Source organism: Neobacillus sp. PS3-40, from assembly GCF_030915485.1.
In the GTDB taxonomy this organism is placed as follows: Bacteria; Bacillota; Bacilli; order Bacillales; family Cytobacillaceae; genus JAUZPL01.
In genome coordinates this window covers 1291195-1304162 of the sequence record NZ_CP133266.1, presented here as the reverse complement: position 1 = coordinate 1304162, position 12968 = coordinate 1291195, and the positions used below count along the sequence as shown (strand labels likewise).

12 protein-coding genes and 1 tRNA gene are annotated in these 12968 nt (G+C 36.6%); all 13 read left to right on the top strand.

The window, feature by feature from the left end:
• Nucleotides 1-22: 22 nt before the first annotated feature.
• Nucleotides 23-1015, top strand: a complete 993-nt coding sequence (gene galE / locus RCG20_RS06705) for a UDP-glucose 4-epimerase GalE (RefSeq protein ID WP_308183460.1) — start codon at nucleotides 23-25, stop codon at nucleotides 1013-1015.
• A gap of 132 nt (nucleotides 1016-1147) precedes the next feature.
• Nucleotides 1148-1372: a spore germination transcription factor GerE gene (gene gerE, locus RCG20_RS06700; RefSeq protein ID WP_019154738.1), complete on the top strand. Its 225-nt coding sequence runs from the start codon at nucleotides 1148-1150 to the stop codon at nucleotides 1370-1372.
• Nucleotides 1373-1638: 266 nt separating this feature from the next.
• Nucleotides 1639-2094 (top strand): MarR family winged helix-turn-helix transcriptional regulator, encoded by a 456-nt coding sequence (locus RCG20_RS06695; protein ID WP_308183459.1) that lies wholly within the window; start codon nucleotides 1639-1641, stop codon nucleotides 2092-2094.
• Between the two features lie 10 nt (nucleotides 2095-2104).
• A complete protein-coding gene (gene racE, locus RCG20_RS06690; protein WP_308183458.1) occupies nucleotides 2105-2905 on the top strand; it encodes a glutamate racemase in 801 nt (266 codons plus the stop codon).
• A gap of 238 nt (nucleotides 2906-3143) precedes the next feature.
• The gene (locus RCG20_RS06685) at nucleotides 3144-4196 is read left to right on the top strand and encodes a GerMN domain-containing protein (protein WP_308183457.1); all 1053 of its coding nucleotides are present in this window, start codon (nucleotides 3144-3146) and stop codon (nucleotides 4194-4196) included.
• 222 nt (nucleotides 4197-4418) lie between these two features.
• Complete coding sequence (rph, locus tag RCG20_RS06680; RefSeq protein WP_308183456.1) at nucleotides 4419-5174, top strand: ribonuclease PH; 756 nt, start codon at nucleotides 4419-4421, stop codon at nucleotides 5172-5174.
• Nucleotides 5175-5188: 14 nt separating this feature from the next.
• Nucleotides 5189-5800, top strand: a complete 612-nt coding sequence (locus RCG20_RS06675) for an XTP/dITP diphosphatase (RefSeq protein WP_308183455.1) — start codon at nucleotides 5189-5191, stop codon at nucleotides 5798-5800.
• A complete protein-coding gene (locus RCG20_RS06670; RefSeq protein WP_308183454.1) occupies nucleotides 5797-6321 on the top strand; it encodes a metallophosphoesterase family protein in 525 nt (174 codons plus the stop codon). Before RCG20_RS06675 ends, RCG20_RS06670 begins: the two co-directional genes overlap by 4 nt.
• Before the next feature lie 114 nt (nucleotides 6322-6435).
• Nucleotides 6436-6512 (top strand) — tRNA-Arg (locus RCG20_RS06665).
• A gap of 271 nt (nucleotides 6513-6783) precedes the next feature.
• The gene (locus RCG20_RS06660) at nucleotides 6784-7824 is read left to right on the top strand and encodes a tetratricopeptide repeat protein (RefSeq protein ID WP_308183453.1); all 1041 of its coding nucleotides are present in this window, start codon (nucleotides 6784-6786) and stop codon (nucleotides 7822-7824) included.
• 157 nt (nucleotides 7825-7981) lie between these two features.
• Nucleotides 7982-9259: a trigger factor gene (tig, locus tag RCG20_RS06655; protein WP_308183452.1), complete on the top strand. Its 1278-nt coding sequence runs from the start codon at nucleotides 7982-7984 to the stop codon at nucleotides 9257-9259.
• 386 nt (nucleotides 9260-9645) lie between these two features.
• Nucleotides 9646-10911 (top strand): ATP-dependent protease ATP-binding subunit ClpX, encoded by a 1266-nt coding sequence (gene clpX, locus RCG20_RS06650; RefSeq protein WP_308183451.1) that lies wholly within the window; start codon nucleotides 9646-9648, stop codon nucleotides 10909-10911.
• Between the two features lie 224 nt (nucleotides 10912-11135).
• Nucleotides 11136-12803, top strand: coding sequence for an ATP-dependent protease LonB (gene lonB / locus RCG20_RS06645; RefSeq protein WP_308183450.1), 1668 nt, complete (start codon nucleotides 11136-11138; stop codon nucleotides 12801-12803).
• The last annotated feature ends 165 nt before the right edge of the window (nucleotides 12804-12968 follow it).

Sequence of the window (12968 nt, the reverse complement as noted above, 5' to 3'; positions counted from 1 at the left end):
TAATTTCGAGGGGGAATTTTTAGTGGCAATTTTAGTTACTGGTGGTGCAGGATATATTGGAAGCCATACGGTTGTTGAATTACTAAATCATGGTGAAGAGGTTATTGTGATTGATAATCTTAGAACTGGCCATAAAAATGCAATGATTGGTGGAACTTTTTATGAGGGTGACTTGCAAGATCGAAGCTTTCTTGATTCAATTTTTGAAAGGCATGAGATTGAAGCGGTTATTCATTTTGCAGCAAGCTCATTAGTAGGTGAAAGTGTTCAAAAACCACTCTCTTATTATGAAAATAATCTCATGGCCTCTCATACGCTTGTGTCTTCGATGATTGATCATGGAGTGAAGAAAATTGTGTTTTCATCGACAGCGGCAACCTATGGGGAACCAAAACAAATACCAATCTTAGAACATGATCAGACGATTCCAACCAATCCATATGGAGAAACGAAATTAGCGATGGAAAAAATGTTCCGGTGGTGCGATCAAGCCTATGGCTTGAAGTCGATTTCTCTCCGTTATTTCAATGCAGCAGGTGCTCATCCTGAAGGTAGTATTGGAGAAGACCATAATCCTGAAAGTCACCTCATTCCTATTATTATTCAAGTTGCTCTTGGTCAAAGAGATACGATTAATATATTTGGCGATGACTATCCAACTGAAGATGGAACGTGTGTACGTGACTATATTCATGTTATGGACCTTGCAAATGCTCACTTTCTTGCGCTCGAGAATTTAAGGAAAAATAATTCTAGTGATGTTTTTAATCTAGGAAATGGGACTGGGTTTTCGGTAAAACAAGTAATCCAAACTGTTCGAGAAGTTTCCAAACACCCAATTCCAGAAAAGATCAGTGCAAGAAGACCGGGAGATCCTGCTGTTCTGATTGCTTCATCTGAAAAAGCTCAATCTGTTTTAGGATGGAAACCGAAGTTCAATGATCTGAAGATAATCATTGAAACTGCTTGGAACTGGCATAAAACAAATCTGAACGGCTATAACGATAAGTTTTAAAAATATACTTATTTAAAGGGCTCTCTTCAAGGAAATGTATTCACTCCTTTAGTTATCTTCACATATGATATGGTGACTAAATATATACCCACCCACGGTTCATACTGGCGAAAGCAAGGAGGGTTACAATACTTGAAGGAGAATGAATATACTCACAAGCCGTTACTCACCAAACGTGAAAGAGAAGTATTCGAATTGTTAGTACAAGACAAAACAACTAAAGAAATCGCTAGTGAATTATTTATAAGCGAAAAAACAGTTCGAAATCATATTTCAAATGCCATGCAAAAACTTGGCGTAAAGGGGCGCTCTCAAGCAGTTGTAGAGCTCCTTCGAATGGGAGAGCTAGAACTATAATTATGGCCGGCATCCTTATGGGAGGCCGGTTCATATTTTAATTAAGATGCAACGCGTTATTGGTTGCGTCTTTTAATGTTGGTAAGAATAATATTATTGGATTTTTGAAATTGAATAAAACGTGTTGAATGGCTAAATAAGATTTCCTTTACGATTCTAATAATTGGCTCTTTTGATAGTAACACAACATTCAGCTTGAATTTTTAATGAAAAAAGGTGAAAATAAGCTTAAATGAAATGCCTAGACTAGGAGTGTTGTGTATATTATGAAACACGAAAATTTGCAACAAGTAGATAGTGATATGGTTGCAATAATTGAAAAGGAATTACGCTACATAGCTGGTATTATTAAACAAAAAGGAAGAGAATTATTAAGTAATTATACGATAACGCCTCCGCAGTTTGTAGCATTGCAGTGGCTTTTTGAAGATGGAGATATGACGATTGGTGATCTTTCAAGTAAAATGTATTTAGCATGCAGTACGACTACAGACCTTGTGGATCGAATGGAAAAGAATCAGCTTTTAATGAGAGTAAAGGATGAAAATGACCGGAGGGTTGTAAGGATTCATTTGTTAGAGGAAGGCGAAAGAATTATTGATGAAGTAATTAAAAAGCGACAAGTATATTTAGAGGAAGTATTGAAAAATTTCTCTGGAGGAGAAATACAGCTTTTGCAAGAAAATTTAATGAAATTGCATCTAGAAATGCGCGGAGAATGAGGCGAGAAGTGTGAAACAACCGATTGGTGTTATGGATTCTGGAGTAGGCGGTTTGACTGTTGCGAGGGAGATTATGAGACAGCTGCCAAATGAACGAATTATTTATTTAGGCGACACAGCTAGGTGTCCTTACGGCCCTAGGTCGAGTAAAGAAGTAAAGAAATTCACCTGGGAGATGACATCTTTTTTATTGAAAAAAGAGATAAAAATGCTCGTAATTGCTTGTAATACGGCAACTGCAGCTGTACTTGAAGAGATTCAAAAGGAATTATCGATTCCCGTATTAGGGGTTATTAATCCCGGAGCGCGGGCTGCCATTAAAAAAACGAAGAATTATCGTGTTGGGATTATTGGGACTGAAGGAACAGTGAAAAGCGGTGCCTATGAAAGAGCATTGAATTCATTAAATAGCCGACTTTTTGTAAAAAGTCATGCATGTCCTAAATTTGTTCCTCTTGTTGAAAGTGGAGAATATTCGGGGGTAGTTGCCCAAAAGATTGTAGAAGAATCGTTGAAACCTTTACTTGATCAAAATTTAGATACGCTTATTTTGGGCTGTACTCACTATCCTTTACTAGAACCGCTTATCCATAGTTTTATGGGGAATGAAGTGAATATTATAAGTTCAGGCGATGAAACTGCAGAGGAAATTAGCACGATACTACAATACAATGATATGCTCAGTTCGCGCGTGGAAGTGCCAGTTCATGAATTTTATACGACAGGATCGAAAACTATTTTTTCAAAAATAGCTTCAGAATGGCTTGGTATTCAGGTTGAGAATGTTAAAACAATTAAGATAAAAAATTAATGGCTCACATTGTGTGAGTCTTTTTTTATTTGATTTTTGGTGAAGATAATGACGTTGGGTTCATTCCTGTGATTCCGACGTAGCAATAATGAACCAAAAATTCACGGGATTTTTTTAAAGGGTTTCTTTAAAATAAGTAAAAAATTTTTATGTAATATCATTTTTCTTTCTAAAGACGGTCTAATTTCTGCCAAGGCTCGTATATATGATAGTACAAACTGTCTTGGGAGGGATTCATATGAATAAAAATAAAACAGCAGCCCTTATCTCAGCTGTATTTGCCTCATCGGTTTTATTGTCGGGATGTGGGTTGTTTGAAGTTCAAAAGAAAATTGATCCACCAAAAGATGTAACGATTACAAAAGAAAGTGGAAAAATATCGGCAAGTAAGGAAGCATCTGCATCAAAGGCTGATGTTCAAGAAACGGTTAAAACGGAACTTTATCTCATCGATAAAGATGGCTATGTTGTCCCACAAACAATTCCTCTTCCGAAAACTGCTCCTGTAGCCACACAAGCTCTTGAATACCTAGTTGCTGATGGCCCCGTTTCTGAAATGCTCCCGAATGGTTTCAGAGCGGTCTTGCCAGCAGGCACTGAAGTTTCAGTAAATATTAAAGATGGGGTTGCATCGGTCGATTTTTCAAAGGAATTTAAAAACTATAAAGCAGCAGATGAAATGAAAGTTCTCCAAGCTGTGACTTGGACACTTACTCAATTTTCTACTGTTAAAAATGTAAAGATTTCAATGACAGGGCAGGAATTAACGAAAATGCCTGTTGCAGGAAGCCCGATTAGTGAAAATCTTTCAAGAGCAGGCGGAATCAATCTTGATACTTCTGATGTTATGGATATTACCAATACAAAACCACTAACTGTTTATTATATAGGTGGGGAGGAAGGCTCCTACTATTATGTTCCGGTGACGCGCAGGGTTAGTAATAATGAAAAAGATAATGTCACTGCGGTAGTAGAAGAACTTGTAAAAGGGCCTAACCAAGCTTCAAATCTTGTAACTGACTTTATGCCAGATGTAAAACTTCTTGAAGCGCCAAAAGTTGAAAATGGGAAAGTGACATTGAACTTTAACGAAAATGTCTTTGGTAGCTTTGAGGAAAAAGTGATTTCACAGCATTTATTAGATTCCCTAGTGCTTTCATTAACGGAGCAAAAGGGTATCGAACAAGTGGCAGTTTTGGTCAAAGGGAAAGCAGAATTATTGAATGAAAAAGGTAAAAAAATAACGGAGCCAGTAACAAGACCGGAAAAAGTGAATACAGGTAGTTTTTAAGCTAATCAGAATTTATATCCATAAATTCTGCTAGCCCCTAAGGGCAATTACACCTAATCATTGCCCTTAGAGGCTTGCCAATCGGCAAGTTTTCTTTAAAAAAATTTTTTTGTTATACTATAGTGACAATGAAAGAGGTAGCCTTGGGGCGCCTCTTCTTTATTTAAACAAAATCTATACTCATGATAGTAATGTGGAACGATTATAAAAGGAGGAAATTTTGTGCGTGTTGATGGAAGAGAACCTATGCAATTAAGACCGATACATATTGAAGCGAATTATTTAATACATCCTGAAGGATCTGTGCTTATTTCAGTCGGAGATACGAAGGTAATTTGTACAGCTAGTATCGAAGACCGGGTTCCTCCATTTATGAGAGGTGAAGGTAAAGGCTGGATTACTGCTGAGTATTCAATGCTACCAAGGGCAACTGATCAAAGAAATATCAGGGAGTCATCAAAAGGAAAAATTTCGGGAAGGACGATGGAAATTCAGCGTTTAATTGGTCGAGCACTACGGGCTATTGTTGATTTGAGTGCAATCGGTGAACGAACTATCTGGATTGATTGTGATGTCATTCAAGCAGATGGAGGAACACGAACTGCATCCATTACAGGGGCATTTGTAGCAATGGCTTATGCACTAAATACCTTAGCGGAAAAAAAGGTGTTTTCAAAGTTTCCGATTACGGATTTCTTAGCTGCAACAAGCGTTGGAATTTTAAAAGATAATCAAATAGTATTAGATCTTAACTATTCTGAAGACTCCAAGGCACAAGTGGATATGAACATCGTTATGACCGGCAATGGTGAATTTGTTGAATTGCAAGGCACAGGTGAGGAATCAACTTTTTCTTATCAGCAGCTTCAAGGTTTATTACATGCTGCGCAAGAAGGTCTGAAGGAACTATTTGATTATCAGAAAAAAGCCCTAGGAGAAGAAATAACCAAAAAGATTGAAACTAGAAGTAAAAAATAAAAAGGAGAATTCGTATGAAAGAAGTCATCATTGCTACAAAAAATCCTGGAAAAGCTAGAGAGTTCGATCATATCTTTGCTACAAGGGGAATTGTTGTCCGTACATTACTTGATTATCCTGAGATAGTAGATATTGAAGAAACGGGACAAACATTCGAAGAAAATGCCATTTTAAAAGCTGAAGCTATTTCAAAAAAATTAAATAAAATAGTAATTGGTGATGATTCTGGATTAATTGTTGATGCCCTTGATGGAAGACCAGGTATTTATTCAGCAAGGTATGCAGGTGAGAAAAAAAGCGACAAAGCAAATATTGAAAAGGTCCTGATAGAATTAAATAATATTCCAATCGACAAGAGAACGGCGAGATTTTACTGTGCCCTCGCAGTAGCCTCACCAGGAAAAAAAACAATAACCGTATCGGGAACGTGTGAAGGCCGTATTCTTGACGAACAAAAGGGTACAAACGGCTTTGGATATGACCCTGTTTTTTATGTAGTTGAAAAAGAGCTAACAATGGCAGAGTTATCATCTGATGAGAAAAACAAAATTAGCCATAGAGCAAATGCATTAAAGAAGCTCGATGCAATTCTTGATCATATTCTCGGGGAAATAGAATTGCCATGAGCAAAATCTTAGTTGTTAGTGATAGCCATGGATTAACAAGTGAGCTAGAAGTATTAAAGAAACGGCATCAGCATGAAGTCGAAATGATGATTCATTGTGGCGATTCACAATTAATGAATGGTCATATGGCGATTTCAGGTTTCGTAACGGTATTAGGCAATTGTGATTTTGGGGGATATCCTTTAGAAACTATTGTAGAGATAGCAGGGCGGAAAATTTTCGTTACACATGGTCATAAATATTCTATCAAAGCTTCCTTAATGACCTTAAACTATCGTGCAAAAGAGGTAAAGGCAGATATTGTTTGCTTTGGTCATTCACATGTAGTAGGGGCAGAAATGATAGAGGGGACACTATTCTTAAACCCTGGAAGCTTAAGGCTTCCGCGTGAGCGTCTGGAAAAAACATATATGATTCTTGATCTACAGGACGAAAAGATGAAGCTATCCATTTTTGAAATGAAAGGAAAAGAGCTCGTTGATCTATCCTATGAATATATGGTGCCAAACAGTAAAAGATAGAATAAGATAACGGTGGGAGGATTCTTTCCTCTCCCCAATAATATAATTTGAAATTTATATTGACATTTAAAAGCATACCTTATATAATAATAATTGTCTTTGATAATTAAATACGTCCCAGTAGCTCAGCTGGATAGAGCAACGCCCTTCTAAGGCGTTGGTCGGGAGTTCGAATCTCTCCTGGGACGCCATTTTTACAAACCATTTAAAACTACATACCAAACTTTCAACTCATCTATAATATAGGTGAGTTTTTTCTGTTTCTTTGTTTTTTATATTTTTCCATGGTAAACTATTTTTCAATAAAGCTCTTTTCGTAAACTTTGTTGTTCTTGTCATATCTTTAGATATAAGAAAAGAGCACGAAATCCAAATTTAATACGGGTATTATCCCTATATGCGGAAAATAACAATCTATGCGAAAATAAAACTTAATAATATAATTTAGGGCGGTAAATAAAAATGAAAAAACGGGAACCAGTGAAGCAAAAAGAGAATATTATCTTCTTTCCCGATCTAGAAAAGCGTTTGACTGAAAAGGGCCTTGAGTGTTTGCAAATGAAGAGGTATAAAGAAGCAATAAACCTTTTAGAGGATGCAAGAGAGCTTGATCCGGAAAATGGAGATATTTTGATTGGTCTTGTCCTTGCTTATTTTGAGGGAGCTGCATTTCAAAAAGCAAAAGAACTTGCCAAAGATATGCTTTTAAAAGGGATTGGCGATTATTTGCAAATGGTGGATTTATATTTAACCGTTCTCATTCAATTACATGAGTATACAGAAATTGTCTTAACTATAGAAGCGTTATTGGATGAAAAGGAAATCCCACCTGAGAAAAGCGAACACTTTTTAACGATATTGCAATTTAGCAAGAGAATGGCAGAAAATACTCCACTTCAAAACGAAGACACGCAACCAAAGGAGAGTCTTCAAGATAGGATTGATTTAACAGAACTAAATCTTCATTCCATTAAAGACCCAAAAGAGCAAATGCTATTGATTTCCTCACTTGCGGATAAAAATATCCGCCCATATATAAATGAAATAAAAAGGTATTTAACTGACAGTCTAGGGCATCCCTTTTTAAAAACAATACTCTTGAACCTTTTAAAAGATCAAGAATATGATCAGGAAGTCGCTGTGGAAAAATTTAACATAAAGAAATTGTACATCCCAACTGAATTGCCTGAAATAGGCTCGCAAGTTGAAATGAAAAAAATAGAGGAACAATTAAAAGCAAGACTGGAAAATAGTGACCCTGTTCTTTTTGAAAATATTAAAAGTCTTGTGGAGCGTCATTTTTTTATAACCTATCCATTTAACATTGATCCATTTGATTTACATGCTTGGGCTGCAGCATTTCACATAATTGTCCTTGAATACTATGGATCAGAGCCAAAGATCCATGATTTTTCAAAGGAATATAGTGTTGAAATCTCTAAAATCGGTCAGGCACTAGACCGAATCAGAGAAATAGAAGAAATTTCTTACCCCATAATTTAGGCATGGCTGTTGAAAGAAAAACAACGTATGTTATAATGTAGGGGTTGCATTGTGTAAATATATATATTACACATCATAGTTAGGTGTGAAGGAAAAGACATATTCATACAAATTCGTTATGAATGAAATGAGAATAGATTGTTGGAGGGAAAACGGCATGACTGCAAAATGGGAAAAATTAGAAGGTAATAATGGAGTTCTTACTATTGAAGTAAGCCCAGAAAAGGTAAAAGAAGGATTAGACGCTGCATTTAACAAAGTGGTAAAACAAGTAAATGTTCCTGGCTTCCGTAAAGGAAAAATGCCTCGTGCAATGTTTGAAAAACGCTATGGTGTAGAATCTTTATACCAAGATGCATTAGATATTCTTCTTCCAGAAGCTTATGGAGAAGCTATCGTTGAAACAGGAATCGAACCAATCGATCGTCCAGATATCGATGTTGAACAAATGGAAAAGGGTAAAGTCCTAATCTTTAAAGCAACTGTTCAAGTTAAGCCTGAAGTGAAACTAGGCGAGTACAAAGGTTTAGAAGTTGAAGCAATTGATACAACTGTAACTGATGAAGATATTAATAGTGAATTAGCAACACTTCAAGGCCGCCAAGCAGAGCTTGTTGTAAAAGAAGATGGCAATGCCGAAATTGGTGACACTGTTGTTATCGACTTTGATGGTTATGTTGATGGTGAAGCTTTTGAAGGCGGAAAAGGAGAAAACTACTCTCTTGAATTAGGTTCAGGATCTTTCATTCCTGGCTTTGAAGAACAATTAGTTGGAGTGGCTACTGGGGAGTCAAAAGATGTAGAAGTTACCTTCCCAGAAGAATACCATGCGGCAGAACTTGCTGGTAAGCCTGCAGTTTTCAAAACAACAGTTCATGAAATTAAAGCAAAAGAACTTCCTGCTTTAGATGACGAGTTTGCTAAAGATGTTGATGATGAAGTTGAAACATTGGATGCATTGAAAGAAAAAATCAAGACTCGTTTAGAAGAAGGCAAAAAACATGAAGCTGAACATCATCTACAAGATTCACTTGTAGAAAAAGCAGCTGCTGGTGCAGAAGTTGAAATTCCATCAGTGATGGTTGTTAGCGAAACTAATCGCATGATGCAAGAATTCGAACAACGCTTACAATCACAAGGTATGAACCTTGAACTATACTTCCAATTCTCAGGTCAAGACGAATCAGCACTTCGTGAGCAAATGAAGAGCGAGGCTGAAAATCGTGTCCGTGTTAATTTAACATTAGAAGCAATTGCAAAGGCTGAAAATATTGTAGCAACTGACGAAGATGTTAAAGAAGAAATTGGAAAGATGGCAGTAATGTACAACATGTCTGTTGAAAATATTGAAAAGGCTCTTGGAAGCCTTGAAGGTATTAAATCCGACCTTAAACTCAAAAAAGCGGTTGATTTCTTGATTGAAAATAAGAAATAATTTTGACAATTCATACATTTTTCATAACAAGGCACGATTTTATCGTGTCTTGTTTTATACAATAATTGAAATACATATTATAATAAGAAGTAGGATTGGAAGAAACTTATACATAGAGAATTATTTTAAATTCCTCACTGCAGCGACTTAATCTTTCGATTAATGGTTAAGCTTAATGGGTACATAGATTTTGTTTTTGAACATGCGAATACAGGAAAAAAGTGAGCAGGAAACATATATATTAAAGAGCTTTTTATTTCCAGTCCGCCAATTAAATGTGTTACAATGCAATACATAATGCTGAATTGTTTCGATAAAAGTCTCAACTTTTGCTTGTTATTCGCCATTTTTAAAATATAGTATAGACGTTTTCTAGGGGTGAAAAGATGTTTAAATTTAATGATGAAAAAGGACAATTAAAGTGCTCTTTCTGTGGTAAAACACAGGATCAAGTTCGTAAATTAGTTGCTGGACCGGGTGTTTATATATGTGACGAATGTATCGAGCTTTGCACAGAGATTGTGGAGGAAGAACTTGGTACAGAAGAGGAAGTAGAATTTAAAGATGTTCCAAAACCAAAAGAGATTTGCGAAATTTTGGATGAGTATGTAATTGGGCAGGATCAGGCTAAAAAGTCACTTTCCGTTGCTGTTTATAATCACTATAAACGCATTAATTCCAATAGTAAAATTGATGATGTTGAGCTTTCGAAAAGTAATATTTGTATGATTGGACCGACAGGAAGCGGTAAAACATTATTAGCTCAGACACTTGCTCGTATTCTAAATGTTCCGTTTGCGATTGCAGATGCGACATCGCTTACAGAAGCAGGTTATGTTGGAGAAGATGTTGAGAACATCCTCTTAAAACTAATTCAATCTGCTGATTATGATGTTGAAAAGGCTGAAAAGGGCATTATTTATATTGATGAGATCGATAAAATTGCCCGTAAATCAGAAAATCCTTCGATTACAAGGGACGTTTCTGGTGAGGGTGTACAGCAAGCTTTACTGAAAATATTGGAAGGAACGGTTGCAAGTGTTCCTCCACAAGGTGGAAGAAAACATCCACATCAAGAGTTTATTCAAATTGATACAACAAATATTTTGTTTATTTGCGGGGGCGCATTTGACGGAATTGAACCTATTATTAAGCGCCGTTTAGGGCAAAAGGTGATTGGTTTTGGAGCGGATATAAAACAGCTTGAAATCGGACCAAAAGAATTGCTTTCAAAAGTGTTACCTGAAGATTTATTAAGATTTGGATTAATTCCAGAATTTATTGGACGTCTTCCCGTCATTTCTAGCCTTGAACAGCTTGATGAGGATGCGTTAATTGAAATTTTAACGAAACCGAAAAATGCACTTGTGAAGCAATATCAAAAAATGCTTGAACTTGACGATGTTGAGTTAGAATTTGAAGATGATGGCTTAAAGGAAATTGCTAAAAAAGCAATTGAACGGAAAACAGGGGCGCGGGGTTTGCGTTCTATTATTGAAGGAATCATGCTTGATGTAATGTTTGATCTTCCTTCTCGAGATGATATCAGCAAATGTATTATCACAAAGGATACGGTTATTGATAACAGCATCCCTAAATTGATATTAGAAGATGGTACAGTTGTGGAGCAAGAAACAAAAACATCTGCTTAAACTTTTCAGACCTGGCGAAATTGCCGGGTCTGTTTTTGGCTAATCAGAATTTATACCCATAAATTTTGCTAGCGCATAAAGGCAGCTACGCCTAATCATCGACCTTAGGGGCTCGCCAATCGGCGAGTTTTCTTTATTTATCTTCCAATTTCTTGTTTATTCCATCCCTGCGAGGGAAATACTTAAACATATCTATCAGATATATAGTAGTAGGAGGGAATGGCATGAGTTGGACGGGGATTGCCTTATTTATTCAGCTTTTCTTTGGGATCATCATTGGATTATATTTTTGGAATTTGCTTAGAAATCAGCGGACACAAAAGGTGTCCATTGATCGTGAATCTCGAAAAGAAATGGACCAGCTTCGAAAAATGAGATCAATTTCATTAACGGAGCCATTATCTGAAAAGGTTCGACCGACAAGCTTTCAGGATATTGTTGGACAAGAAGATGGTATTAAATCATTAAAGGCGGCCTTATGTGGACCAAACCCACAGCATGTCATTATATATGGACCACCGGGAATTGGAAAAACAGCTGCAGCTCGGTTAGTCTTAGAGGAAGCGAAAAAAAATTCTAAGTCCCCTTTTACATCTACTTCCGTTTTCGTTGAATTGGATGCGACAACAGCAAGGTTTGATGAAAGGGGAATTGCGGACCCACTTATCGGGTCAGTACATGATCCAATTTATCAAGGCGCAGGTGCAATGGGACAAGCGGGGATTCCACAACCCAAGCAGGGAGCTGTAACAAATGCACATGGTGGTGTGCTGTTTATTGATGAAATCGGGGAATTACATCCAATTCAAATGAATAAACTTTTAAAAGTTTTGGAGGATCGGTTGGTATTCCTAGAAAGCGCTTATTACAACGAAGAAAATACACAAATTCCAACCCATATTCACGATATTTTTAAAAATGGTTTGCCCGCGGATTTTCGGTTAATTGGAGCAACAACTAGAACACCGAATGAAATTCCACCAGCAATCCGTTCTCGCTGCATGGAAGTATTTTTTAGAGAATTGAGCGAAGATGAAGTCTATATTATTGCTAGGAAAGCAGCAGAAAAAGTTAAGTTAATAATTAAAGAAACAGGCTTACATACACTATCCAGTTATGCAAGAAATGGTCGAGAGGCAGTTAATATGATACAAATTGCAGCAGGCCTCGCCATCACTGAAGACCGTAACTTTATAAAAGATGAAGATATAGAATGGGTGATTCATTCTAGTCAGTTAACACCAAGAATGGAAAGAAAGATAAATGAAGCTTCATGTATAGGCCTAGTAAATGGCTTAGCAGTATATGGGCCGAATTCTGGGGCCTTGCTTGAAATTGAAGTGACTGTTATCCCAGCAAAAGATAAGGGAACCATTAATATTACAGGGATAGTGGAAGAAGAAAGTATTGGTACTCAGGGGAAATCAGTAAGAAGAAAAAGTATGGCACGGGGTTCAATTGAAAATGTTATTACGGTCCTTAGATCAATGGGGGTTCCGGCAAATGATTTTGATATCCATGTGAATTTCCCAGGTGGTGTCCCAATTGATGGCCCATCTGCTGGAATCGCTATGGCAACAGGCATTTATTCTGCGATCTATAAGATTCCAATTGACAATAAAGTAGCGATGACGGGTGAAATCAGTATTCATGGAAATGTAAAGCCGATCGGAGGCGTATTTCCTAAAATAAAGGCAGCCAAAAAGGCAGGGGCTCAAACGGTTATTATCCCAGAAGAAAACATGCAGTCCATTTTAAATGAAATTGAAGGGATAACAATTGTCCCAGTTTCTCATCTTGAAGAAGTATTTGAATTAGCGTTTGTTAAAGACTATTTAAAAGAAAATGCAATTACTGCTTCTATAGAGCTTTCAAAAAAGGAATCCATTTAATGAGAACACTTTAGTTTGTTGTAAACAAACTAAAGTGTTTATTTTTCTAATTGGGGAAAAGTAATATATATAAATAGATTTACACAAATCTCTGAGATTAGACACATTCTTACAAATGAGATAGAATGTACAAAGAATATTCCTGTATTATATTGGAGGTGTAAG

Excerpts from the sequence above, each read along its gene's own strand:
- RCG20_RS06670 (WP_308183454.1), top strand. The coding sequence starts at position 5,797 with ATGAGCAAAATCTTAGTTGTTAGTGATAGCCATGGATTAACAAGTGAG.
- lonB (WP_308183450.1), top strand. The coding sequence starts at position 11,136 with ATGAGTTGGACGGGGATTGCCTTATTTATTCAGCTTTTCTTTGGGATC.
- tig (WP_308183452.1), top strand. The coding sequence starts at position 7,982 with ATGACTGCAAAATGGGAAAAATTAGAAGGTAATAATGGAGTTCTTACT.
- clpX (WP_308183451.1), top strand. The coding sequence starts at position 9,646 with ATGTTTAAATTTAATGATGAAAAAGGACAATTAAAGTGCTCTTTCTGT.
- RCG20_RS06675 (WP_308183455.1), top strand. The coding sequence starts at position 5,189 with ATGAAAGAAGTCATCATTGCTACAAAAAATCCTGGAAAAGCTAGAGAG.
- RCG20_RS06695 (WP_308183459.1), top strand. The coding sequence starts at position 1,639 with ATGAAACACGAAAATTTGCAACAAGTAGATAGTGATATGGTTGCAATA.
- RCG20_RS06685 (WP_308183457.1), top strand. The coding sequence starts at position 3,144 with ATGAATAAAAATAAAACAGCAGCCCTTATCTCAGCTGTATTTGCCTCA.
- RCG20_RS06660 (WP_308183453.1), top strand. The coding sequence starts at position 6,784 with ATGAAAAAACGGGAACCAGTGAAGCAAAAAGAGAATATTATCTTCTTT.